At 67.0% G+C, this 24,036-nt stretch carries 20 protein-coding genes and 4 pseudogenes; 12 read left to right on the top strand and 12 right to left on the bottom strand.

The features are described 5' to 3' along the window. Positions 1 to 24 precede the first annotated feature (24 nt). Genes QP164_RS04330 through pelF form a run of 4 tightly spaced genes read left to right on the top strand, consistent with a single transcriptional unit; the run spans position 25 to position 3,377 of the window. The gene (locus tag QP164_RS04330) at positions 25 to 942 is read left to right on the top strand and encodes a hypothetical protein (RefSeq protein WP_333922269.1); all 918 of its coding nucleotides are present in this window, start codon (positions 25 to 27) and stop codon (positions 940 to 942) included. Next, complete coding sequence (locus tag QP164_RS04325) at positions 939 to 1,679, top strand: hypothetical protein (RefSeq protein ID WP_333922268.1); 741 nt, start codon at positions 939 to 941, stop codon at positions 1,677 to 1,679. Before QP164_RS04330 ends, QP164_RS04325 begins: the two co-directional genes overlap by 4 nt. Positions 1,680 to 1,707: 28 nt before the next feature. Beyond that, a complete protein-coding gene (locus tag QP164_RS04320; protein WP_333922267.1) occupies positions 1,708 to 1,866 on the top strand; it encodes a hypothetical protein in 159 nt (52 codons plus the stop codon). After that, positions 1,839 to 3,377, top strand: a complete 1,539-nt coding sequence (gene pelF / locus QP164_RS04315) for a GT4 family glycosyltransferase PelF (RefSeq protein WP_333922266.1) — start codon at positions 1,839 to 1,841, stop codon at positions 3,375 to 3,377. Before QP164_RS04320 ends, pelF begins: the two co-directional genes overlap by 28 nt. Before the next feature lie 290 nt (positions 3,378 to 3,667). Here pelF and QP164_RS04310 read toward each other — a convergent pair whose 3' ends face one another. The 6 genes and pseudogenes from QP164_RS04310 to QP164_RS04285 all read right to left on the bottom strand — a co-directional run bounded on the left by QP164_RS04310 (position 3,668) and on the right by QP164_RS04285 (position 11,326). Beyond that, on the bottom strand, positions 3,668 to 4,042 hold the full coding sequence (locus QP164_RS04310) for a hypothetical protein (protein WP_333922265.1): 375 nt from the start codon (positions 4,040 to 4,042) through the stop codon (positions 3,668 to 3,670). Further along, positions 3,936 to 5,264, bottom strand: a complete 1,329-nt coding sequence (locus QP164_RS04305; protein WP_333922264.1) for a TolC family protein — start codon at positions 5,262 to 5,264, stop codon at positions 3,936 to 3,938. The genes QP164_RS04310 and QP164_RS04305 overlap by 107 nt, the downstream gene beginning before the upstream one ends. Beyond that, positions 5,254 to 6,627 (bottom strand): HlyD family type I secretion periplasmic adaptor subunit, encoded by a 1,374-nt coding sequence (locus QP164_RS04300; protein WP_333922263.1) that lies wholly within the window; start codon positions 6,625 to 6,627, stop codon positions 5,254 to 5,256. Before QP164_RS04300 ends, QP164_RS04305 begins: the two co-directional genes overlap by 11 nt. Beyond that, positions 6,624 to 8,432: a type I secretion system permease/ATPase gene (locus QP164_RS04295; RefSeq protein WP_333922262.1), complete on the bottom strand. Its 1,809-nt coding sequence runs from the start codon at positions 8,430 to 8,432 to the stop codon at positions 6,624 to 6,626. The genes QP164_RS04300 and QP164_RS04295 overlap by 4 nt, the downstream gene beginning before the upstream one ends. Before the next feature lie 316 nt (positions 8,433 to 8,748). Then, positions 8,749 to 9,267, bottom strand: a pseudogene (locus tag QP164_RS04290) (hydantoinase B/oxoprolinase family protein); the annotation flags it as partial. Positions 9,268 to 9,277: 10 nt separating this feature from the next. Next, the gene (locus QP164_RS04285) at positions 9,278 to 11,326 is read right to left on the bottom strand and encodes a hydantoinase/oxoprolinase family protein (RefSeq protein WP_333922261.1); all 2,049 of its coding nucleotides are present in this window, start codon (positions 11,324 to 11,326) and stop codon (positions 9,278 to 9,280) included. A gap of 189 nt (positions 11,327 to 11,515) precedes the next feature. Here QP164_RS04285 and QP164_RS04275 point away from each other — a divergent pair. Next, positions 11,516 to 13,009, top strand: a pseudogene (locus QP164_RS04275) (aldehyde dehydrogenase family protein). Positions 13,010 to 13,317: 308 nt separating this feature from the next. Here the strand turns inward: QP164_RS04275 and QP164_RS04270 are convergent. Beyond that, positions 13,318 to 14,219 (bottom strand): annotated as a pseudogene (locus QP164_RS04270) (SDR family oxidoreductase). A gap of 96 nt (positions 14,220 to 14,315) precedes the next feature. Here QP164_RS04270 and QP164_RS04265 point away from each other — a divergent pair. Then, positions 14,316 to 15,152 (top strand): helix-turn-helix transcriptional regulator, encoded by an 837-nt coding sequence (locus tag QP164_RS04265; RefSeq protein ID WP_333922259.1) that lies wholly within the window; start codon positions 14,316 to 14,318, stop codon positions 15,150 to 15,152. A gap of 161 nt (positions 15,153 to 15,313) precedes the next feature. On the opposite strand, the gene QP164_RS04260 is transcribed toward QP164_RS04265, so the two are convergent. Beyond that, complete coding sequence (locus tag QP164_RS04260) at positions 15,314 to 16,165, bottom strand: alkaline phosphatase D family protein (RefSeq protein ID WP_333922258.1); 852 nt, start codon at positions 16,163 to 16,165, stop codon at positions 15,314 to 15,316. A gap of 18 nt (positions 16,166 to 16,183) precedes the next feature. Between QP164_RS04260 and QP164_RS04255 the strand changes: the two genes are divergently transcribed. Continuing rightward, entirely contained in the window at positions 16,184 to 16,369 is a 186-nt protein-coding gene (locus tag QP164_RS04255) for a hypothetical protein (RefSeq protein ID WP_333922257.1), read from the top strand. A 2-nt stretch (positions 16,370 to 16,371) separates the two neighbouring features. Here the strand turns inward: QP164_RS04255 and QP164_RS19760 are convergent. Further along, a pseudogene (locus tag QP164_RS19760) lies at positions 16,372 to 16,440 on the bottom strand (hypothetical protein); the annotation flags it as partial. A gap of 415 nt (positions 16,441 to 16,855) precedes the next feature. Between QP164_RS19760 and QP164_RS04245 the strand changes: the two are divergent. From QP164_RS04245 to QP164_RS04230, 4 genes are all read left to right on the top strand, one after another. Further along, positions 16,856 to 18,076 (top strand): MFS transporter, encoded by a 1,221-nt coding sequence (locus QP164_RS04245; protein ID WP_333922255.1) that lies wholly within the window; start codon positions 16,856 to 16,858, stop codon positions 18,074 to 18,076. Positions 18,077 to 18,221: 145 nt separating this feature from the next. Beyond that, complete coding sequence (locus tag QP164_RS04240) at positions 18,222 to 18,539, top strand: hypothetical protein (RefSeq protein WP_333922254.1); 318 nt, start codon at positions 18,222 to 18,224, stop codon at positions 18,537 to 18,539. Positions 18,540 to 18,564: 25 nt separating this feature from the next. After that, the gene (locus tag QP164_RS04235; protein WP_132736742.1) at positions 18,565 to 18,969 is read left to right on the top strand and encodes a (R)-mandelonitrile lyase; all 405 of its coding nucleotides are present in this window, start codon (positions 18,565 to 18,567) and stop codon (positions 18,967 to 18,969) included. Positions 18,970 to 19,034: 65 nt separating this feature from the next. Further along, positions 19,035 to 19,901, top strand: coding sequence for a LysR family transcriptional regulator (locus QP164_RS04230; RefSeq protein ID WP_333924179.1), 867 nt, complete (start codon positions 19,035 to 19,037; stop codon positions 19,899 to 19,901). A gap of 228 nt (positions 19,902 to 20,129) precedes the next feature. Here the strand turns inward: QP164_RS04230 and QP164_RS04225 are convergent, their stop codons facing one another. Continuing rightward, a complete protein-coding gene (locus tag QP164_RS04225; protein WP_333922253.1) occupies positions 20,130 to 20,315 on the bottom strand; it encodes a hypothetical protein in 186 nt (61 codons plus the stop codon). 15 nt (positions 20,316 to 20,330) lie between these two features. Here QP164_RS04225 and QP164_RS04220 point away from each other — a divergent pair, with 15 nt between their 5' ends. After that, positions 20,331 to 20,774: an alpha/beta fold hydrolase gene (locus QP164_RS04220; RefSeq protein ID WP_333922252.1), complete on the top strand. Its 444-nt coding sequence runs from the start codon at positions 20,331 to 20,333 to the stop codon at positions 20,772 to 20,774. 109 nt (positions 20,775 to 20,883) lie between these two features. Here QP164_RS04220 and QP164_RS04215 read toward each other — a convergent pair whose 3' ends face one another. Then, positions 20,884 to 23,364, bottom strand: coding sequence for a PAS domain-containing hybrid sensor histidine kinase/response regulator (locus QP164_RS04215; RefSeq protein ID WP_333922251.1), 2,481 nt, complete (start codon positions 23,362 to 23,364; stop codon positions 20,884 to 20,886). Between the two features lie 83 nt (positions 23,365 to 23,447). Then, entirely contained in the window at positions 23,448 to 24,020 is a 573-nt protein-coding gene (locus tag QP164_RS04210) for a TetR/AcrR family transcriptional regulator (protein WP_132896561.1), read from the bottom strand. Positions 24,021 to 24,036 lie beyond the last annotated feature (16 nt).

Raw genomic sequence — 24,036 nt, 5'->3', positions numbered from 1 at the left:
TCGCTGACCCGGTGGCGACGTCCCGTGCGCATCGCGGTGGAGATCGCGATCGCCTTTGCCGCGCTGGCCGCGCTCGACTGGTGGCTGACCGGCGGCACCGGTTTTGCGCGCGTCCAGCCGAACCCCTATTGGCTGCCGGTCCTGGTGATGGCACTCGCCTACGGCACCGGCCCCGGCGTTCTAGCCGCCGCGATCGCATCGGGACTGTGGCTCGCCCATGTCCACGACAATCCGGGCGAGCGCGATTATCTCGACCATCTGTTCCATTTGTCGCTCCAGCCCCTGATGTGGTTCGTTGTTGCCGGGGTCATCGGCGAAGTGACGATCATCCGCACCGGGCGTCACGATCGGCTCGAGACGCGCGGCCGTGCCGCGACGCGTAATCTCGCGCGACTGACCGAGGCCTTTGCAACACTGTCGAAGACCAATCGCCAGTTGCAGGTCCAGATCGCAACCGAAGCGCATACCGTCGGTCATGCGATCGAGACCGCCGCGCGGCTGTGCTCGCCGGACCCGGCCGAACGGCGCGGTGCGATCGCCGAGCTGATCGCGCTTGCCGCACGGACCCCCGACTTCACCTGCTACCGCGTCACCGGCGACGAGGCACGCACCTGGCTTCGCGGGCCGGTCACGGCGGGACGACGCGACGTCCTGCCCGCCGCGCTCATGGAGCGGATCGAACGGCACAAGCGGGTCCTGCATGTCGCCAAGCGCAGCGATCGCCAAGTGCTCGACGGTATCGGCGTTGCCGCCATCGCCTTGCCCGATCGGAAGACCGGTGAGGTCGTCGGATGCCTGGTCCTCCATACGCTGCCCTTCGAGGCGCTGAACGCCAGCCGTACCGCCGAACTCGCCGAGATCACCACGTGGCTGACGCCCCTGCTCGCGGCTATGCCGAACACGACACGGCCGTCGGTGCGATCCGCCGAGCTGGTCGCATGATCCTCCGCCTGATCGCGCTGGCGATCGTCGAACTGCTGATCCTGACGGCGTGCCAGATATTCGGCGTCGCGGTCGGCCGGGGCCTCGCTGCGCACGCCGTGGTGAGCGCGTTCGGGTTCGGCGTGTGGCTTCGCGGTGGCACTGCGACCGGCTTTGCGGCGGCGATGCTTGGTGTGCTCGGGCCGTTCGGACTGCTCGTCGCGCTCCTCCTCGCCGGGTCGCTCGGGCGTTTGTCCCGGCCCACGACGCAGCGCAGCGACGACGCCATGTTCGGCCCGATTGCCGGCGGGTCCGCGCAGCGCGGCGCGCGTCTCGCGGTCGCGCGGATGCTCGATGGACGGGTGCATCATGCGACCCCCGACACGCTGAGTTCGCTGGTGACGATCATGCGGCACGGTGCGGTCGCCGAGCGACGGCGGGCGCTGGAGACTGTGGTGCGATCGTTCGAGCCGGCGCTGTCGCCGCTCATCGCGCTGGCGCTTACCGACGGCGACCAGACGATCCGCGCGCTGGCCGCCGCCGCGTCGTCGCGGGTCGCGGAAAACCTGGTGCTGGCGCGCGCGCGGCTGTCGGCGCGGGTTGCCGAGGGCATCGATCCGGATGCCGCGCGGAGCCTGGCCACGCTGCTCGGGGATCATGCCCGCTCGGACGTGCTGCTGTCCGATCTCGCAACGCCGTCACCTTCGCGAAGACGCGGTCGCGACGATGGGTGCTTCGGTCGCGTCCGGGGCAGATGATCCGCGATCGGAAACGCGCGACGCGTTGATGATCGAGGCACTGTGGGCTGCCGGCGATTATGACGGGATCGACCGGATGGCGACCACGATCGAGGCATCGTCGGAGCAGGACGACGCTCCCGTCGACGGTAGCGCCCGCGGCGCGACGACGCTGGCGACATGGTGGCTGACGGGAGCCGCGGCGTGATCGCGCTGTCGGCCCTGGCCGCCGACCGGTCCCGGCCCGCCTCGCGCGACATCCCCGATGCGGACATCTGCCTGATCGTCGAGGGTGCGTATCCCTATGTGATCGGCGGCGTGTCCGGCTGGCTGCAGGATCTGATCACGCATCTGCCCGACGTCCGGTTCGTGATCGCCGCGATCAAGCCCGGCGCGGATATGCTGCCGTTCCAGCTGACCCCGCCGCCCAACGTCGTCGGGATCGTCGAGATCGGCCTCGCGCCCGCGCCCGCCGTGCCGCGTGCGATCCCCGATCGGATCGCGGTGCCGATCGCCGATGCGCTGGTCGCGTTCGTTGCGACCGGCGGCGCGGAGCGGCTCGCCACGCTGATCGACCTGATCGGCGGCACCGCCCGGCCGCTCGCGCCCGGCGACATCCTGTCGCATCCAGCGGTCTTCGCGCGGCTCAGGCGGCATTACCAGGCGATGTTGCCCAAGGCGTCGTTCCACCATTATTTCTGGGCGATGCGCGTTTTGCTGGGCGGGCTGCTCGCGGTGCTGACCACGCCCCTGCCGCAGGCGAAGGCGTATCACACGATCTCGACCGGGTTCGCCGGGCTGTTGGCGGCCCGCGCAGCGCGCGAGACCGGACGCCCGGCGTTCATCACCGAGCACGGCATCTACCTGCTCGAACGCCAGATCGAGGTGATGATGGCGGACTGGATTGGCGACCAGGTCGATACCGGGCTCGAACTCGAACGCAGCGTCCGCGATCTGCGCGATCTGTGGGTGCGCGCGTTCACCAGCTATGCGACAGCCTGTTACGACAGCTGCGATCCGATCGTCGCGCTGTACGGTGAGAACACCGCGGTCCAACGCCGCCTGGGCGCCGCCGCGGACCGGGTCCGCGTAATCCCCAACGGTATCGACTCGAAGCGGTTCGCAAGCCTCCCGGATCAGCGCGATCCGGCGCATCCGCTGGTCGCGCTGCTCGGCCGGGTGGTACCGATCAAGGATGTGAAGACGTACATCCGCGCCGCCGCGATCGCGCACGCCGAACGCCCCGACCTGCGCTTCGTCGTGCTCGGCCCCGAGGACGAGGACCCCGAATATGCTGCCGAATGTACCCGGCTGGTCGAGGATCTCGCGCTGGGTGCGGTGTTCCGCTTTGCCGGCCGCGTGCGGATCGAGGACTGGATGGCGAGGATCGACCTGCTCGTGCTGACCAGCCTGTCCGAAGCGCAGCCGCTGGTGATCCTCGAGGGCGGCGCGTGCGGTATCCCGGTGGTCGCGCCCGACGTCGGCAGCTGCCGCGAGATGATCGAGGGCCGCGGCGGCACGGACTCGGGACATGGCGGGATCGTCACGCCGCTGGTCAACCCGGCCGCGACCGCCGCGGGCATCCTGGCGATCGCTGGCGATCCCGCGCTGCGGACGGCCATGGGCGAGACGATGCGCGAACGGGTGCGGCGCGATTACGATCACGACACGATCATCGGCGCCTATGCCGCGTTATACGGGTCGCTGATGGCGGCATAGATGGCCGGCTCCGAACCCGGTTCACGAGCGCTCAAGCCGCATGATCCTCCCCCGCCAGGGGGAGGTGGCTGACACCTTTGCCAGACGGAGGGGAGGAAACGATGACGAGCGGTCCGTGTCCGCCCCCTCCGTCGACTTCGGCGCCACCTCCCCGTGGCGGGGGAGGATTGCGGGCGTGCGGGGCTGGCGCCCCTCCCCGCTCCGTCATCCTGACGAAAGTCAGGGCCCAGGGTTAAGAGCGGCGTCCTTTGGTACTCTGGGTCCTGAGACGGAAGATGTCGCGCGGCTGCTCAAGCCCCGCCGGTCACCACCGCGTCGCTCAGGTCGGCGCTCGCCGGGGCCGCCAGTACGGGGATCGTTGCGATCGGGAGGGTGGTGCCGAGCGGGCCGGGCAAGGCCTCGACGATCGCGGGGCGTATCCGCGTATCGGTGGCGGGGGCGACGATCGGCGCGGCACGCGTGCGGCTGCTCGGCACCTGCGCGCGATCGATCGGCGCGAGGATCGGGTCGAACGGGCCGAACGTCTGCGCGCGCACCCGCCGCGTATTGCGCGCGGGATCATAGGCCGGCACGCCCTGGTCGATCGCTGCCGCCTGGAGCCGGCCCAGCGTCGCCAGCAGACGCGCCTCCGCGGCATAGGCGCCATAGGTCGCGTTGACGAACACGAGTTGCGCTGTGAGCAGGCGTTGTTCCGAGATCGAGCACTTCGAAATTCGAGCGAAAGCCTTCCGCAAACCCGCGCTGGACGCCGGTGAGCGCGGACTCCGCCGCCTCGGTCGCGTGCTGCCCCGCGGTCATCTGCTCGCCGCCCGCGACCGCCTGGTTCCAGGCGTTCTGCGCGTTGGCGAGCGCCGCCCGCCGCGCGGTCTCGACCTCGAAGCCGAGCTGCTGGCGTTCGGCGACCGCGGCACGGACGCGCGATCCGATCACGCCGCCGGTCAGCAGCGGCATCGTCAGCGTGACCGCGCCGGTCGCCTGCGCGCCCAGATCGCGCACCTGATAGGTATAGGGGCTGCCGTAACCATAGCTGCCGGACAGCGCGACGATCGGCGCGCGTTCGGCGCGTTGCGCGGCGATACGCGCATCGCCCGCCCTGGTCGCGAGGATCGCCTGCCACAGGCTTGGGCTCTCCTTCTCGGCGATCGCGAACGCGGCATCGAGCGAATTGGGCAGCCCCGGCAGCGTCGGCGGCGCGAGCAGCGTCCCCGGATTGCGCCCAACCGCCGCGGCGAACCGCCCCCGGCTCGCCTGGAGATTGACCGTCGCCTGCGCCAGCTGCGCGCGGATGATCTCGCGTTGCGCCTGCGCCTGCGCGATGTCGGTCCGCGTCAGGTCGCCGCCGCGTTCGCGCGCGATCGCCTGCGTCACCTGCCGCCCATAGGAGTCGAGCGAGCGTTGCTGGATCGCCACCAACGCCTGATCGCGGCGCACCGACACATAGGCGTCGACGACCTCGTACAGGATCGCGTTCTCCGCCTCGCGCAGTCGCTCGCGGCCGGCCAGCACGGTCGCTTCGGCCGCCGAGACCTGCGCCGCGGTCCGCCCGCCGTTGAGCAGGATCTGCGATGCCGTGAGCGTGGCCCCCATCGTCCGCCCGCGCGCCACGGCGAAATCGCCGAGCAGCCCGCGCTGGTCCTGCGACTGGTATTGCAGCGTCATGTTGACGGCCGCGGTGAGCCGGTAGGCGGCACCCGCCTGGACGATCTGCTCGTCCAGCGCGCGGAGTTGCGCCCGCTGCCCCTCCAGCGACGGATTGGTGCGATAGGCATCGGCGATCGCCTGACCCAGCGTTTCAGGTGCGGCGACCTGCGTTTCCGGCGCCGTCTGCGCGGCCGCCGGGGTTGCGAGCAGCAGTGCGCCGGCGAGGCGGATCATATCAGCGTTCATGGAGCGACCTGGAAAAGGCTTCGGTCAGCGGATCGAGCAGATAGTCGAGCGCGGTGCGTGAGCGCAGCTTGACCAGCACCGTGACGGGGACGCCTGCGCGGATCCCGGTGTCGCGACCGCGGACTGCCTCGATCTTGGCGATCTGGTCGCGCCGCACGGTGATCTCGGCGCTGAAGTAGCTGTGGCCGGTCTGCTCGTCGCGCAGTGAGTCGGCGGAAACCGTGCGGACCGTGCCGAGCAGGATCGGCAGGTCGCGTTCGTGCAGTGAGAGGAACTTCACTTCCGCCTCGCGGCCCGCGAACACGCCGTCGATATCGCTCGGCGAGAAGTTCGCGCGGACCACGAGCGGCGCGGCGTCGGGGACGATGTCGAGGATCGCCTGCCCCGGCTGGATCACGCCCCCCACGGAGAAGACGCGCAAGCCGACGATGCGGCCGGCCACCGGCGCGCGGATGATCGTGCGCGCCAGCTGCTCGCGCGCGGCGGCGAGTTTCGGCATCACCTCGTTCAGCTGGAATTGCGTGTCGCGGAGCAACGTCGCGCTGTCCTCGACATATTTGCGCCGCGTCTGGATACCTTCGGCCCGCGTCTGGCCGATCTGTTCGCGCGCCGCTGCCGAGCGCGAGACATAGTCGGCGTCGGTCCCTTCGAGCTGCTGAATCGAGCGTTCGATCGCGCGCACGGTATTCCGCGAGACATAGCCTTGGTCGGCGAGCGCGCGCGTGCTCTCGAGTTGCTGGCGGAGCGAGGCGCGCTGGCGGGCGGTCGCCTGCGCCTGCGCGTTGAAGCCGGTGGTCTGCTGCGCGACGGTCGCCGCCTGCTGGCGGAGGACCGCGCCGTTCGCCGCCAACGCCGCCGAACGCGCGGTGCGCTGCGCGATCTGGAGCGATTTCGCGCGATCGACGAGGCGGCGGTCATCGCCTTGTGCGGAGGCGAACTCGGCGGGCCAGACGATCGCGCCGCCGCGGACGTCCGCCTCCAGCCGTGCACGTTGTGCCTGGAGGTCGATGACGCTGGCGGCCAACGCGCGTTCGCTCGCGGTCACTTCCGCGCCTTCGAGCCGGAACAGGATGTCGCCGGCGCGGACGTGCTGGCCGTCGCGCGCGGCCATCGCCGCGACGATCCCGCCCTCGCGGTGCTGGACGGTCTGGCGATTGCCCGCGACGACCACCTGCCCGTCGCCCGCCGCCGCCGCATCGAGCCGCGCGAACGCCGCCCAGCCAAGCCCGACCACGAAGAACAGGATCGCGACGATCCCGCCGACGAGGATGGCGCGACGGGGAGAGTCGTCGAGGCGGAGGCGATCGGCGAGGCTCGCGCCGCCCGCGGCGGGGACCGGGCTAGCCAGTTCTGCGGGGATCATCGCGGGACTCCTGCAGCCGCCACATGCGGCCTGACGACCTTCGCGCGTTCGTCGAACAGCTGGATCGTGCCACCGCGCAACACCATGATCTTGTCGACCGCCTGGAGCAGCCCGGTGCGATGCGTCGAGACGATCACCGTCGCGCCCCGCTTCCGCAGCGCCGCGAGCGTCGTCACCAGCCGCGTCTCGCCATCGCTGTCGAGATGCGCGTTGGGCTCGTCGAGGAACAGGATCGTCGGCGTCCCGAACAGCGCGCGTGCCAGCGCGACCGACTGGTTCTGTCCCGCCGACAGCCCCGATCCGTCCGCCATGCTGAGCATCGTCGCATAGCCATTGGGCAGGCCGAGGATCACCTCATGCGCGCCCGCCGCCTGCGCCGCCTCGACCACCGCGGCGTCGAGTTGCTCGCTCTCGCCGGCCAGCACCGACTGGAACCGCGAGATGTTGGTGTGGACCGAGGTCGGGAACAGCGACGGCGATTGCGGCATGTACCCGACGTGACGGCCGAGCTGTTCGCGGTTCCAGTCGGCCAGGCTCGCGCCGTCGATCCGGACCTCGCCGGTGTCGGGCGACAGCGCCCCCGACAGCACGCGGAGCAGCGTCGACTTGCCGGCCCCGCTCGGGCCGACCAGCGCTACGATCTCGCCGGGTTCGATCGCGAAACTGATGTCCGACAGCAGCGCTCGGTCGGTCCCCTCGGCACGCACGGTGACGCCGCGCACGTCGATCCGGCCGACCGGCGTCGGCAGCGTGGTCGCATCGATCGACGGCCCCGGCATCGCGCAGAACGCATCGAGATCGCGGTAGGCGTTGCGCGCGGCGGCGAGCGGCTTCATCGCGCCGAGGATCTGCTCGACCGGCTGGAGCGCGCGCCCGAGCAACAGCGACGCGGCAAAGATCGCTCCACCCGAGATATCCTGCCGAATCGCCAGCAGCGCCCCAAGCGCCAGCGCCAACGATTGGAGCAGCAGGCGGAGGAACTTGGTGATCGCGAGGAACTGCCCTGCGGTGCCGGCTAGCGCGGACTGGCGGCGAACGAGTTCGGCACGCTCGAGCAGGTGGCGCGTGATCAGCGCGTTGCGCATGCCCATCACTCGCGCAACCTCCGATCCGTGGATCGACACGTCCTGTTCGCGCGTCGCCAGCACCGCGCGCGCATGCGTGTCCCGCGCCGCGGCGGCGGTGACGCGGTCGCTGACAATCGCGATCCCGCCGAGCAGCAGGGCGCTGACCAGCGCCAGCACACCGATCCACGGATGAAGCAGGAACGCGATGCCGATATAGATCGGCGCCCAGGGCGCATCGAACAGCGCGACGATCGTCGGCCCGGTCAGCGTGCCGCGCACCGTATCGAAATCGCGCATCGCCTGGCTGCGCTGGCCGATCGTCGCGCCGTCGGTGCCGAGGATCCGCAGCAAGATGCCCGGCGCGGCCTGACGTTCGAGCCGCGTGCTCGCGCGCAGCAGCAGCCGCATCCGCACCGCGTCAAGGATCGCGAACACGATCAGCGACAGCACCAGGATCAGCGTCAGCAACAGCAAGGTCGCACCGCCGCGCGTCGGCACCACACGGTCGTACACCTGAAGCATGAAGATCGACGGGACGAGGTACAGGACGTTCACCAGCCCTGAGAACACCGCGGCGAAGACGAGATGGCGTCGACACCCCGAACGGCGTTGGCCAGGGCATTCTGGCGATGCCCGGACGTTGCCGTCGCAGGCGCGGAGAAGGACGTCGGCATGCCGTCCGCTTAGCCGCCAAAGGTTAAACGAACGGTTTCGCAGACACTTGCAGCTAGCCAACACGGCGCATTTCGATTGCGTTTCACCGACCTACCGCCGCCTAGTACCCCAACGACCTACGCAAAAGGTATGATAACGCAGCGCGGCAAACCCGATGCCACGCGCCGGCCGAGTTTCGGCAGGCAAGGGTTTTTTGCAACCATTCCATACGCCCAGCCGCTGCTGGAGATTGGGCATGTCTGAACCGATCAACGCCAAGCGATATTCGGCAGTTCGACAATCCTGCGTTCTCACGTCGGAACGTGTCCCCCGGTAGGCTGCCATGGCCAACGGCAACCGAGCAATGTTGCAAGTAGTTGAAACATCGCGGGGGAGGCTAGAGATCCTCGGTGTGCACGCCCTGCTTCCACAGCTTGACGGTCGGGATGCGGACGCCCTCCTGGAAGATGCTGGTCGCATCGATCGGCATCGATCCCGGCACCTTGCCGCCAACATCGCTCATATGCCCGAACATCGAGGTACAGGCGACGAGGCGGCCGTCCTTGAACACTGGCATCAGCACGAGCCAGTCGTTTAGGTGGCTGATCGCGCCCTGCACCGAATAGGGATCGTTGAGGAGGATCAGGTCGCCATCCTCGACCGTGCCGTCATAGCCGTCGAGGAACGGACCGATATACGAGCCGAATTGGCCGACGATCATGCGGCCCTTGCTGTCGGCGATCAGCGGGAAGGCGTCGCCCTGTTCGCGGATGCCGGGCGACATCGCGGTGCGGACCAGCGTCGCGTCCATCTCGATGCGGGCGTTGCGGAGGGCGTTTTCGATGACTTTCAGCGTTATCGGGTCGATCGGGACCGTGGCGAACGGCGTGTCATTGGCCTGGATGATGCGTGCGGGCATGATGGTCCTCTCAGGCCAGATTGATCAGGATGTTGCCGACCGAGTCGACGACGCCGATGCAGCCGCCTTCGATCAGCGTCGTGGAATCCATCTCGACGATGATCGCCGGGCCGGGGATGACGTCGTTGGCGCGCAGTTTCGACCGGTCGTAGATGACCGCAGGCCGCATCGCGCCGTCGGTCCAGAGTTCGTGGTCGCGCAGTTTCGCGGCGATCGGATCGCCGTTGCCTTCGGGGAGCACCGGCGCTTTGAGGTCGAGCAGCGGCCCGAGTGCGACCGCGCGGAGGTTCACGAGTTCGTGCGCGGTTTCCATATTGAAGGTGAACAGCCGGTGGTGCTCTTCGTCGAACCGCGCGGTGACGCCGGCGAGCCCATCGCGTGCTAGGGTCTCGGCATCGATCGACAGCGGCACCTCGAACGCCTGGCCTTCGTAGCGCACGTCGATCTCGAACAGCGAGGTGATGTCGGCGTCGGCGATGCCCTCGGCGGCGAGTTCGGCCCGCGTTTGCGCGGCCATCTCGTTGAGGATCGCCTGGACTTCGCTCTCGTCGGTCTCGCTGAACCGGCGCGAGAAGCTGCGTGCGGTCTCGGTCCGCATCTGCGTGGTCGCATCGCCGAGTGCGCACAGCACGCCGGGCGAAACCGGCGACACTGCGGGCCAGCTGTCCATCAACCGCGCGACCGCGTTGACGTGGAGCGGCCCTGCCCCGCCGAACCCCATCAGCGCGAAGTGGCGCGGATCATAGCCCTGCTGGACCGAGATCATGCGGAGCGCGCCGAACATGTTCTCGTTGACGATGTCGATGATCCCGCGCGCCGCCTGCATCAGGCCGATGCCAAGCTTGTCGGCGATCCCCTGCACGACAATCTTGGCGCCCTCGCGGTCGAGCTTGAACGCGCCGCCGAGCAGCGATTCGGGCAAATAGCCGAGCACGACATTGGCGTCGGTCACGGTCGGCTCGACGCCGCCTTTGCCGTACGCAACCGGCCCCGGCACCGGGCCCGCGGACCGCGGACCTACCCGCAGCGCGTTGGACAGTTCGGGGACGTAGGCGATCGAGCCGCCGCCAGCGCCGACCGTCTTCACGTCGAGCGCGGACGCTCGCACCGCCAGATGCCCGACTTCGGTCGTCCGCACGCGCCGCGCCTCAAGGTTCTCGATCAGCGCGACGTCGGTCGAGGTGCCACCGACGTCGAGCGTCAAAATGTTGCGGATACCGGCGTTCTTGCCGACCCAGAGTGCACCGGTCACGCCGCCCGCAGGCCCCGACATCAGCAGTGACACCGGATGCTCCTCGGCCTTTTCCGACGACATCAACCCGCCATCGGAGCGCAGCAACGATAGGCTCCCCGCCATGCCGCTGTCACGCAGCTTGGTGCGCAGGTTACGGACGTAGTTGCGCATGATCGGGTGGACCGCGGCGTTGGCGACGGTCGTCAGCGTGCGCTCGTATTCCTGCATCTCGGGCAGCACGACATGGCTCAGCGACAGCGGCACGTCGGGCAGGATCTCCGCCGCCAGCTCGGCCACGCGCAGTTCGTGCGCGCCGTTCAGATACGCGTTGATCAACGACAGTGTCAGCGCCTCGATCCCTTGCGCCTTCAACGCCTCCAGCGCCGCGCGGATATCGGCGTCGTCGATCGGACGGACTTCATTGCCCTGCGCATCCATCCGCCCGGCGATCTCGACGGTATCCTCCAGCGCGGCGAGCGGCTCGGGCTTCGGCCAGACGATCCAGCCGGCAAGGCCACCGGGCACGAAGCTGCGCGCGATCTGCATGATCTGGCGATACCCCTCGCTGGTGACGAGACCGACGCGCGCACCCTTGCCTTCGAGCACCGCATTGGTCGCGACGGTCGTGCCGTGCAGGAAGAACTCGACCTCGGCAGGCGTGATGCCCGCCTCCGCGCAGATCGCGTCGACCCCGGTCAGTATGCCGACCGAACTGTCATGCGGCGTCGACGGCGTCTTGTGCCGCCAGAACCCGCCGCTCTCCTGATCCAGCAGCAGCAGGTCGGTGAAGGTCCCACCGACATCGACGCCCAAACGATAAGCCATGATGTTCCCGCTATGATGATCGCGCGGCCACCATCCGGGCCGGCGCTTTTGCTGGGGCCTTCCTAGAACCGCCCGATGATGCGATTGGCCCGCGTCACCGCGACTATCCGCTGTGCGACTTTTCAGGCGTGGCGATTGGTCACGCGCGGCCGGCTTCGCCACGGTGCCAGCCTTGCAGGAGAAGCCGTCATGATCGTCCGCCCCGAACTTCGCGCCGATACGCGCGCCTTCCTAGATCGCCGCGCGACCGGGTCCGGATTGCTGATCGGCGGCGCTTGGCAGTCGGCCGAGGGAGGACGTACGTTGGGAACGCTAGACCCGGCGACCGGCGAAGAGATTGGCCGCATCGCCTTCGCCTCGGCGGGCGACGTCGACTAGGCGGTAATCGCTGCGCGCGTGGCCTTTGACGGCTGGCGCACCACCACTCCGGTCAACCGGGCACGCATATTGTGGGCGATCGCCGACCTAATCGAGGCGCATGTCGACGAACTGAAGACGCTTGACCAGGGCAAGCCGCTGTTCGTCGCGCGCTGGGCCGAGATCCCCGGTGCGATCAACCAGTTCCGCTTTTTCGCCGGCCAGGCGATGGCGATCGAGGGCAATACGATCGAAAGCTCGATCGATTACCAGCCGGCGGGCAAGCAGATCTCGACCTGGACTCTCCGCGAACCCGTCGGCGTGGTCGCGGCAATCGTGCCGTGGAACTCGCCGCTGGTGCTGACCGCGATGAAGCTCGCCCCCGCGCTGGCGGCCGGCTGCACGATCGTCCTGAAACCGGCGGAGGACACCTCGCTCAGCGCCCTCCGGCTCGGCGAACTGATGACGCAGGCGGGGCTGCCCGCGGGCGTGCTCAACATCGTCACCGGGCTGGGCAGCGAGACCGGCGCTGCGCTCGCCGCGCATCCGAGGGTCGACAAGATCGCGTTCACCGGCTCGACCCAGACCGGCCGCGCGATCCTCGATGCGGCGAAGACCAACTTCAAGCGCGTCACGCTCGAACTCGGCGGCAAGTCGCCCGCGATCGTGCTGCCCGACGCCGATCTCAACCTCGCCATCCCCGGCGTCGCCAACGCGATCTTCTTCAACGCCGGCCAGGTCTGCATCGCCGGCTCGCGGCTATATGTGCACCGCTCGATCCACGACCAGGTGATCGAGGGCGTCGTCGCCTATGCCAAGGGCCTCGCGATGGGCCACGGCCTCGATCCCGCGACGCAGATGGGTCCGCTCGTGTCCGCCCGCCAGGCCGAGCGCGTCGCAAGCTTCGTCACGGGCGCGCGGGACGAAGGCGCGACCGTCCTTACCGGCGGCGACCGCCCGGGCGAGGCCGGCATATTCCTCGCGCCGACCGTCGTAGTCGACGTCCGCCCCGACATGACGATCGTCCGCGAAGAGGTGTTCGGCCCGGTCCTCGTCGCAGAGCCATACGACGATCTCGACGAAGTGGTAACGGCGGCGAACGACAGCCAGTACGGCCTCGCATCGAGCGTCTGGACGCAGTCGCTCTCCAGCGCACACCGCCTCACCGGCCAGTTGCGCGCAGGAACGGTCTGGATCAACTGCCACGCGATGTACGACGCCTCGCTACCGATCGGCGGGATGAAGGCGTCTGGCTGGGGGCGCGATAGCGGCAAGCAGGCGATGGATAGTTATCTCGAGTGGAAGACGGTCTGCGCGGTTATCTGAACTCCACTATATCCGAGATGCAGCCGGATACGTCGCCCGCAACCTCAGTCTGCAATTCGCGGCGTGGCCTGATTTAGTGCCCAAAAGCTGTGTACCGCGGCCAGTCATGGACTTCGAAATGCCCGCCCCCAATTATTGCACAGTGGGTTATGCGGGCTGATCGTGTTGTACCAACTCCTATACCGGTAGCGCGCATCGATGACCTGTATTTGACGGGCAGGCATCGGTTTGGCCCCTCCTGAAGCAGCAGCACAAGTCGCTGCCCGCCGGCATGACGTCCTGGTAAGCCAGCGCGCAACGACAGTCGGTCAGGCTTCCGCGGGCGCCGAATAATCCATCGCGGCTAGGTCGGTAAGCAGGTCGGGCCCAGTCGGCTCCCACCCCAGCCGCGCCCGCGTCCAGGCGTTCGACGCGGTCATATCGAGCGCTGCGAACGGTGCCATCCAGCCGAAATAGCGCTCTACCTCGTCGGCCTCGATTCCGCGGACGGGCAGCCCGGTTCCTTTTCCGATCGCCTCGGCAATGGCGCGTGCAGTGACGCCCTCCTCCACCGACGCATTGTATCGGGCACCTGGCTCGCCCCTTTCCAATGCGAGAACATAGAGCTTCGCCACATCGCTGACGTGCGCCGCCGACCAACGGGTCCCCCCTCGCCGACGTACGCCACGGCCCCAGCACGGCGCGCCTCGGCGACCAGCGGCGTGATCAGCCCGGCCTTCATGGTGTCGTGTACCTGCGGCAACCGAATGGTGCGCACGTCGATGCGTCGGGCGATCAGCGCCGCGCCGGCAAGCTCGGTGGCGATCCGGGGATTGGCATGCCGCGGGTTCAGCACGTCTTCGGTTGCAGGACCTCCATTGATCGGTGTGCCGATGCCGACGCCCGAGGTGATCAAGATCGTCTTCTGCGTCCCTTCCAACGCCGCGCCCATCGCCGCGATGTTGCGTTCGTCCTTCTTGGTATTCTGGAAAAAAGTCGCAAAATTGTGATCGAACGCGCAGTGGATCACCGCGTCGGCCGCTGCGGCGCCGCTCGCCAGCGTCTCGGGCTGTTCCAAATCGCCACGATGCACTTCGACACCGGCGTCCTCGAGTCGACGAGCACCGGCGTCGGAACGGGTCAGGCCAAGTACCTGATGCCCGCGATCAAGCAGCATTGGAATGACGTGCGAGCCGATGAAGCCTGTCGCCCCGGTGAGGAATACGCGCATGTAAAATCTCCTTCTTGCGAAAGCGACGTATCGCGGTACATCCAAAAGTATTAAAGTAGTGCCTTTATAGTGGTATAGCTTTTAATAGGATCGATCATGGCCGGCGAAGCACCCAACCAACTCGGAACCTATCTTCGCGATCGTAGAGCACGTCTCGATCCCGTGGCATTCGGGTTTGACAGCGGCCGGCGGCGTACCCCGGGGTTGCGTCGTGAAGAGGTGGCAAGCCGCGCGAACATCAGCCCGACTTGGTACACGTGGTTGGAACAAGGTCGTGGTGGTGCGCCTTCGGCGGATGTGCTCGATCGCATCGCCAGGGGGTTGATGCTGACCGAGCCCGAACGCGAGCACATTTACATGCTGGGTCTGGGCCGTCTCCCCGAGGCCCGCTACCAACCCGTCGACGGCATCAGTCCCCGGCTTCAGCGGGTACTGGACGGGATGTTGCTGAGCCCGGCGATCATCAAAACGGCGATGTGGGACGTCGTTGGCTGGAACCGGGCGGCTGCGCTGTTGCTCACCGACTATGCCAAGCTTCCGCGCGAAGGACGCAATATCCTTCGCCTGATATTCGGCAGCGACCATATCCGCGCCCGGAACGAGGATTGGGACGACATCGCCCGGTATGTCGTGGGTGCCTTCCGCGCCGACGTCGCGCGGGCGGGCGCCAACAACAGTGCGGCAGCCACCACGCTGATCGCCGAACTGTCTCGCCTCAGCCCCGAGTTCGCGGCGTTATGGGAGGACAACAACGTGTCCGCTCATACCGAGGGGGTGAAACGTATCCATCATCCTGACGCGGGGCTGCTGGCAATGGAGTTTTCCTCGTTCGCCGTCGAAGGACGACCGGAACTCGGGATGATCGTCTACAACCCAGCGTCGCCGGGAGATGCAGAGCGGCTACGCGGGCTACTAGACGTGAGGCAAGAGTGAATGGACGAAAGCTAATTGTCGACTTGACGATCGGACTCCTGCGGAAGTTATGGTGCCGGATGGCATCCTAATCATGACCGTTACTTGTTCGTAAAACCGTCGCGCGCGTGAAGGTGCTGCAAAACATCAGGCACTTATTCCTAAGCGTACGTATTGGACCGTCAGCCCGATTGCGGGCCCGGCTGTTTGGGATCAACCGCGAATGTCGCCAGCGTCGAGATCGATCCGCCGGGCCGATCGACCTGGTCCATCACCTTCACTTCGGCGAGCCATCGATCCGGGGTCACGGTGAAGAGCTGATAGCCGCGCTGATTGTTGAGCAAGGCGACGTTCGGGTTGTTGTCCAGCGTGCGGTTTTCGCCTGGATAGTGCAGCCCGCCGGTGCCGCCCGAGGAGATCGAGGTCGCGAGAAACTCGGTGGCGATCGCGGGGCCGCCGACGTCTTCGGCGGTCCGGGGCACCGATCCGATGACGTTCTGGTGAAGATCGCCGCTGCCGATCACGACATTGGTCAGGCTTCGCCGCGCGATGCCGTCGACGAGCCGCTGGCGAGACAGCGGATAGCCGTTCCAATTGTCCTTGCCGACGATCGGCGTCGTGTCGCCGTCCTTGCGCGCGTCATAAGGCATGAACAGCACTTGTTGCGCGACGAAGTTCCAGTGGGCATCGTTGGCGAGTCCCTGGTCGAGCCAGCGTTCCTGTGCCGCCCCCAGCATCGTCCGCTCCGGCCGATCGACGGGAACGCACGCGTCGAGCTGCGCGCGCGGCAGTCCGGGGCGCTCGCAGAGCCGATCGCTGCGGAACGAGCGTGTGTCGAGAACGTGCATCCGCGCGAGCGTGCCGTAATCGAGCCGGCGATAGGCGTGCGTGCCGTTCGTCCCGGGCCGCTGTGCGCGACGGACGGGCACATGCTCGTACCAGGCCTGCAGCGCCGCCGCCTTACGGTGCGCGAAGATCTCGGGCGGGTTGCCATCCTTGTCGAACTCGCCCGCCCAATTATCGTCGAACGACATGATGGAGGCGACCGCGGCATGCGCCGCCTAGAGATCGGGCTCGCGGGGACGTGCGCAAAGGCGGTGAAGAAGCCCGTCTCGAAATCCTGGCAGCCCAGCATCGCGAGCCGCAACCGGTCGAGCGATGCCCCACCCGCCGGCGCGATCCGTGCGGTGCCGATCGGGCTCACGCCGGCACCTGCAACGCGGAAGCGGTACCAATAGCGGCGATGCGGCCGCAGTCCGTCGACATCGACATGGACCGAGTGCGCCAGCGCCGCTTCCGCCACCGCCACCGCCACGCCGGTGCGGACGATCTTGCGAAAGCCGGGGTCTTCGGCGACCTCCCACTCGCCGACCTGTCATAATTTTCGCTGAACCGCCCCCAGTAGGGACGAACGCGATCAGCTGGCGGCGCCGGTGGCGAACGAGCCCCGAAATCGAGGGCGATATTTTCGCCAAGGCAATCACGCTTGACCGGAGGTTGAGTCCCGCGGGGCTTGTCCGACAACGTCTGCGACTGATCGATGTCGCAATGATGAGTACAGCTCATCGCTTCATCAACGACGCGGCGAATTGTTCGAGCAGACCAGACGGACTATTTTGCGACCTCGCCGTACAGCCGGTCGTCGCCGACCGCGCTCGAGAGAACATATGAGCCTGCGCGTACATCGTCCGGGCACTCCCCATCCGCCGGAAGGACGCGCCGACATGGCCACCCTCGTTGCTACTCCAGCGACTCGATTCGATGCGACGCAAGGCAGTGCCAGGCCGGCATGCTGGGGCGCCGTGTATGCGATGGCGCTATGCAGCTTCGTGCTGGTCGCATCCGAATTCCTGCCGGTCAGCCTGCTCAGCCCGATCGCGGAGACGCTGCACCTGACCGAGGGGCAGGCCGGTCAGGCGATCGCGATCTCCGGTGTGTTCGCGGTCGTCACGAGCCTGTCCTTCTCCGTGCTGCTCGGGCGGATCGACCGCCGCCGCGTCGTGCTCGCGCTGATCGCCATGCTGATCGTCTCAGGTGCGATGGTCGCGTTTGCGCCGAGCTACCTCGTATTCATGACGGGGCGTGCGCTGCTCGGTGTCGCGATCGGCGGGTTCTGGTCGATGTCGGCGGCGATCGCGATCCGACTGGTGCCCGAGGAGTCGGTTGGCAAGGCGCTGGCGATCATGAGCGGCGGCACTGCGCTCGCGACCGCGCTTGCCGCCCCGCTCGGCAGTCTCCTCGGCAGCCTGATCGGTTGGCGTGGCGCGTTCTTCTGCGTGGTGCCGGTAGCGGTCGGGGCACTCGCCTGGCAGGCGATCGCGTTGCCCAGGCTCCCCGTCGCGGAGCATCAGTCGGCACGCGCGACGATCGGGTTGCTGCGAAGTCGCGCCGTGCTGCTCGGGCTGTTCGCGGTTGCAATGCTGTTCGTCGGCCAGTTCGCACTGTTCACGTATCTCCGCCCGTTCCTCGAACAGGTAACGCACGTCGGCGTCGTCATGCTCTCCGTCATGCTGCTGATCGTCGGCGCCTCGGGCTTCGTCGGGACAGTTGTGATCGGTCGGGTCATCGTCAAGCGCCTGTTCCTGACGCTCTGGGTACTGCCCGCGGCGATGGCGGCGGTCGCGGTTGGCCTCGCGCTGTTCGGGGGATCGACGCTCGCTACGGCCGCATTGCTCGCGATATGGGGCTTTGCCGGAACCGCGGCGCCCGTCGGATGGTGGACCTGGCTCGCCCGGACCCTGCCGGAGGACGCCGAGGCGGGGGGCGGCCTGATGGTCGCGGTGGTCCAGTTGGCGATCACGCTCGGTGCGACCGTTGGCGGCCTGGTGTACGACACCGCCGGTGCCGTGCCCGAGTTTCTCAGCAGTGCCGCGTTGCTCGGCGTGGCGGCAATCGCAGCGCTCGCCGCCGCAAGCCATGACCGCACCACTGCTGTCGATCAATGAGCAATTCTCACCGCTCCGTTGAGCCACGCCACCGACACGAAAGCCGCGGCGCTGCGTTAGTATCCAGTGAACATACCCTGTCTTGGGCCAAAGCCTGCAATCTTTGTGGCGCGGCGCAAGCCGGTCGGGAAGGAAATTGAGTTTCATGTCGGACGCCCCCGAACTCGAAGTTTCGCGCCGCGGGCTGCTCGCCGGCAGTACCGCAACCGCCGTCGTCGCCGCGACGCCTGCCGCCGCCGCCCCTCCCCAGACCAAGGCTGCCCCAATGATGCCCGTGAGTTTCGCGGTGAACGGCAAGCGCGAGACGCCGTCGCTCGACCCCCGCACCACCTTGCTCGACGCACTGCGCGAGCATCTCCACCTCACCGGTACCAACGCGGTCTACAACGCCACCGGGGTCCGCGTGCGCGACTATCCGGTGACGCTCGACAACCAGTTCGATGGATTGCCTGAAATCGCCTGACACATAGCCTCAAAGGAGTACGACCATGGAATTGAAACGCGCAGGATCGCAGCCGTCGCAAAAGGGCCCCGCCGACTGGTTCACGGGCACGGTCCGCATCGATCCGCTCAACACCGCGAAGGAGCCCGCACGGCACAGCTGTGCGGCGGTGACGTTCGAGCCCGGCGCACGGACCAACTGGCACACGCATCCGCTCGGCCAGACGCTGATCGTCACGGCCGGCTGCGGCTGGACCCAGTGCGAGGGCGAGGCGATCGTCGAGATCCGCGCCGGCGACGTGATCTGGTGTCCGCCCGGCCACAAGCACTGGCACGGCGCGACGTCGACCACCGCGATGACGCATATCGCCATCCAGGAAGCGCTGGACGGCAGCCCGGTCGACTGGCTGGAGCCGGTGACCGATGCACAGTACCTGGGTTCGGCCGCGTAGGGCTCTGGGATACATAACAGGACATGGTCACGAGCCGATCCGATTTCGCCGACTTCAGCTAATTCCTGGCGATCGCGAAGCACCGCAGCTTCCGCGTCGCCGGGTTGGAGCTCGGCGTCAGCGCGTCGGCGCTTAGCCATGCGCTGAAGGGGTTGGAGGGTCGGCTCGGCGTGCGGTTGCTCAACCGGACCAATCGCAGCGTGACGCTAACGGCGGCGGGCGAGGAACTGCGCGATGCGATCACGCAGCCCTTCGCGGCGATCGACCAGGCCGTCGAGGATCTCAACCGTTACCGCGACGCACCGACCGGTCGCATCCGGCTGAACGTGGTCGTCGATGCGGCCACGCTTCTGCTCAGCCGGGTCCTGCCCGAATTCACTGATCGCTATCCAGACATCGACCTGGATATCGTTGCCACCGACCGCATGGTCGATATCGTCGGCGGTGGCTTCGACGCGGGGATCCGGCACGGCGGCACCGTCCCCGAGGACATGGTGGCGCAACGCATCTCGGCCGATATCCGCTGGGTGGTCGCGGGATCGCCCGCCTATCTCGACCGGTTCGGCGACCCGCAGCATCCCGACGAGCTCCAACAACACCGCTGCCTAGGCGTCCGGCTAGGCGACGACCGCATCTACCGGTGGGATTTCGAAGGCCCCGATGGCGAGTTCGCGGTCGGCGTGCCCAGCAAGATCTACGTTAACGAAGGCCGCGCGATGCTCGGGCTAGCACTCGGCGGCGCCGGGCTGATGTACGGCCCCGAGCCGCTGTTCGAACCCTATTGCGCGCGCGGCGAACTACGCATCGTCCTGCGCGATTGGGCGACGACGGGCCCCGGGTACCACGTCTATTATTCGAGCCGCAGACAGGTACCTGCCGGCCTCCGCTTGCTGATCGAACTCATCCGCGAACTGCATCCCTTGGGACTGTAGTGGGAAGGAGACCCGAAACATGTAGCGAAGCGGTGTTCTGGTCCGGTCAATCGCCTACCGATCCGGCTTTGCAATCTAAGCCGCTCGTTTACCGGCATCGGCGCCAACCATAAATGGAAGCAGCAGCTTTACCTCCGCCGATGTACCCAACAGCGCTCACTCAACGTACTAGAGCTATGCGCTGGAGCACGCGTCGTTAGCTTCTGAACCCGCTTCCGCTCGATCTCGTCAGGGCGATACCTGCTTGACCGGGCGGATCAGGATCTCCTCCACCAACACACGCGGCGGCTGCGCGAACGCGTAGACGAGCGCTTGGGCGACGTCCTCCGTGGTCAGCGCGTCCAGGCTCTCGCGACGGTCGCGCATCGCGTCGCGGACGTTCTGCTGCTGGCCCCGATGACACAACCGCCTCAAGCGATGCCTGCCCCGGTGGCAAGCGCGATCGAAGGCAACCCTGGTGCGCGTGCGCTTTTCGCCAATCTGTTTGGCACACCGATCAGTCGGGCGGCATACGGCTTGCGCTGGGGTAAGATCTTCGCGCCCGATCCGGTCCCGGCCGATTTCGCCACACGTGGCGGCGGCGGACTAGGCGATCGCCCGGTGTCGGTGAACGCCGCGCTGGTCGAGTTGGCCAGCGCCGATATCGACCTCACCGCGATCGTCAGCCGTTATGCCGATCTGACGATCCCGGTTGCGTTGCTCTATGGTCGTGACGACCAGGCGATCGCCCCGACGATCGACGGCGACCGCGCGGTCGAGGCCATTCCGGGCGCGACGCTGGAGATGACGGACGGAGGCCACATGCTTCCAGTCGCACATCAGCAGGCAAGCGCCGCCTTTGTCCGCAAATGTGCTGAGCACGTCTTGCGATAGGGCCCGACAATCGTAGTTGGCGGCGCATCCAATGCGCTCCGTCACCCCGGACTGGTCCGGGGTGACGGAGACTGAGAGGGTCTGGCCGACCCAACTTAACGGCGCCCGCCTATCGTCGCCGGTACCGCGCAACCTTCTGAATCGCCCTCGACAGTGCATCGATCGAGTAAGGTTTGTGCAGCAACTCGAAGCCGTGCGTCCCGCTCTGCGCAAGCACTTCGCTGTAACCGCTGGTGAGCATGACCGGCAGCGTGGGATATAGGCGGGCGATTTCCTGGCCGAGTTCCACGCCCGACATGCCGGGCATCATCACGTCCGAAAACACGACGTCGAACCGTTCGACGCCGGTCGCCAGTTCCGCCAGCGCCTTGGCCCCGTTCATCGCCAAGACGGTGTTGTAGCCCAGCTCCGCCAACGCCTGCGTCGCGAACATCCCGACCTCTGCATTGTCTTCGACCACCAGAATGCACGCGCCCTCGCCTAGCTGTAGCGATGTATCGCCCGCTTCGACCGCGACGTCGCCGAGACCCTCCACGCGCGGCAGGTACATGGTGAAGGTGGCGCCTTCCCCTTCCGTGCTTTCGACGAAAATGTCGCCACCCGATTGCTTGGTGAAGCCGAACACCTGGCTGAGGCCGAGGCCGGTCCCCTCGCCCACGCCCTTGGTCGTGAAGAACGGTTCGAAGATCTGGTCGATCCTGTCCGCTGGGATGCCCGGCCCGCTGTCGGTGAGGGAGACCGCGACGAATGCGCCGGATACCGCCGGATGTGCGCGAATGGCGGGCATCCGCGATGCTTCCGCCACCATGATGGTCAGGTCGCCCTCGCCTTTCATGGCATCGCGCGCATTGACCGCCATGTTGACGATCGCGGTATCGAACTGGCTGCGATCCGCGTCGATATGGCAAGGCTCGGACGGCAGCCGGACCGACACCTTGATGCGCGATCCGGTCAGCGTCCGGACCATGTCGCTGATCGTGCGGACGCTGGCAGCGGCATCGAACACTTCGGGCGTCAATGATTGACGCCGAGCGAAGGCAAGCAACTGCCCGGTCAGCTTCGTGGCGCGATCCGCCGTATCGGAGATCGCATCGATATAGCGTTGCCGCCGGTCGTCGGACACACCGGGACGACGAAGCAGGTCGACCGAGCCGCGGATCACCGTCAGCAGATTGTTGAAGTCGTGCGCGACGCCGCCGGTGAGCTGACCGATCGCCTCTACCTTCTGCGACTGGCGCAGCGCATCCTCGGCCTTCATCAGCTCGCCGGTGCGCTCGGCAACGCGCTGCTCTAGGTTTTCGTTAAGCGCGCGCAGCGCCGCGATCGCGCTGTCGCGTTGGGCTGCGACGGCACGCCGCTCCTGCACGTCGATCAGGACTCCGGGGAAGCTCGACGGCGTGCCGTCCGGCGCGTGTTCGACACGCCCGTTCGCCTCGATCCAGTAATAATTCCCGTCGACGCGGCGAACCCGGTACTGGTGCGCATAGGCCCCGCCACGGGCGATCACCTCGTTGATCGCCTCGGCCAGTCCTTCCTGGTCGTCGGGATGGACGGTCGCCACGATCTGGGCGAGCGGAATGCCACTTCTGCCCAGCGCCGGGTCCAGACCGAAGGCGCGCGCGAACGCCTCGTCGATCGTGAACTGGTCGCTGGGAAGGTCCCAATGCCATGTCCCGACGATCGCACCGGCGGCCAGCGCAAGTTGCACGCGCTCGACATTCTCGCGGGCCAGCGCTTCGCTGGCACGGAGCCGATCTTCCGCCTCACGACGTTCGGTGACGTCGTTGAACAGGATCGCGACCTGGAGCTCGTCAGGATCGCCGACCGGGACGGCGCGCACGTCGAACCAGCGCGCAAAGCCCTCGGCATAGCTTTCGAAATTGGCCGGCTCGCGCGTCCTGGCGACGCGTCCATAGGTCTCGAACCAGAACCGTTCGAGATCGGGCGCGTGCTCCGTTACCCATTTGCCCCGCAGATCGGCCCCCGACTGACGCGCGAAGGCGGGGTTCGCTTCGATGAAACGATAGTCGACCGGCCGATCATCGGCGTCGAACTTCAGCTGTATGATCGCGAACGCGGAATCGACGGTCTCCAGGATGGTCTGGAAACGCTCCTTGGCCTGTTTGAGCGCGACGCCGGCGACATGCTCCTCGGTGCGGTCCCGGAGGATCTTGACGAAGCCCAGATGCACGTTGCCGCCATCATGAAGCGGCATCATCTCGCCCGACGCCCAGAAGCGTTCGCCGGTCTTGCGCACATGCCAGCGCTCGTCCGACGCGCGGCCATCCGCTAGCGCTCGGGTCATCTCGTGATCGACACGCCCGTTCGCGACGTCTTCAGGCAGGAAGAACCGTTCGGCATTGTCGCCGATCATCTCCTCGGCAGCCCAGCCCATCACTTGCTCTGCGCCGGGGTTCCAATCGGTGATGATCCCATTCGGGTCGGTGATGACCATCGCGAAATCGGTCGAACTGTCGAAGATCGCGCGCTGCCGCGCCGCGCTGGCGACAAGCGCGTTCCGGCTGCTCTCCAGCGTCGCCACCTGTGCGCGCAACCGCGCATTCTCCGCCTCAAGGTCTTCTCTAGTCATCGAAATAAGGGCCACGCGCTTACGGATATCTGCCGATTGTCGAGGGTTGGTCGCTACAGACTAACCCCGCGGCGATTGCGCTATCAAGCCGGCAGGAGTCCGGCCGACCGGTAGCTGTCGATCATCGTGTCGAACAGCGCGATATCCGAACGGCCCCTCGCGAAGAGCTGCGCCCCTGCGACGGCCGCGTAGATGGCCCGCGCCCTGGTCTCGCTCTCGGCCGACCCGACGATCCTGGCGTCGACGAGGAGCTTGCTCAGCCAGGCGACGTTGACGTCGGCAAAGCCTTGGACTTCAGTTTTCACCGGGTCCGGAAGATCGTCATATTCCGCCGCCATGAAACTCGACAGACAGATGCGGTTGTCGTTCGATAGCGATTTTCGGAAGATTTCCGGATAGCGGTGCAGCGCCTCGAGCGGATCTGGCGTCTCGTCCGAAATCGCCGCTAGCTGCGCGACGGTGTCCTCCCAATAGCGCCGCGCGACCGCCGCGCCGAGATCGGCCTTGGTCGCGAAATGATGATAGATGCTCGGCGCCTTGATCCCGACCTCGGCTGCGATGTCGCGAAAATTCAGGCCGTTATAGCCGCGCGCCATCGCGCTGCGCCTTGCCGCGGCGAGCACGGCTTCCCGGGAGTTCGACGTCGCCAATCGCATTACCCATCCTGCAAAC

Origin of the sequence: Sphingomonas sp. LR59 (assembly GCF_036855945.1) — a bacterium.
In the GTDB taxonomy this organism is placed as follows: domain Bacteria; phylum Pseudomonadota; class Alphaproteobacteria; order Sphingomonadales; family Sphingomonadaceae; genus Sphingomonas.
Note: the sequence above shows the minus strand (reverse complement) of the source record. Positions and strands in the feature narration are given on the sequence as shown.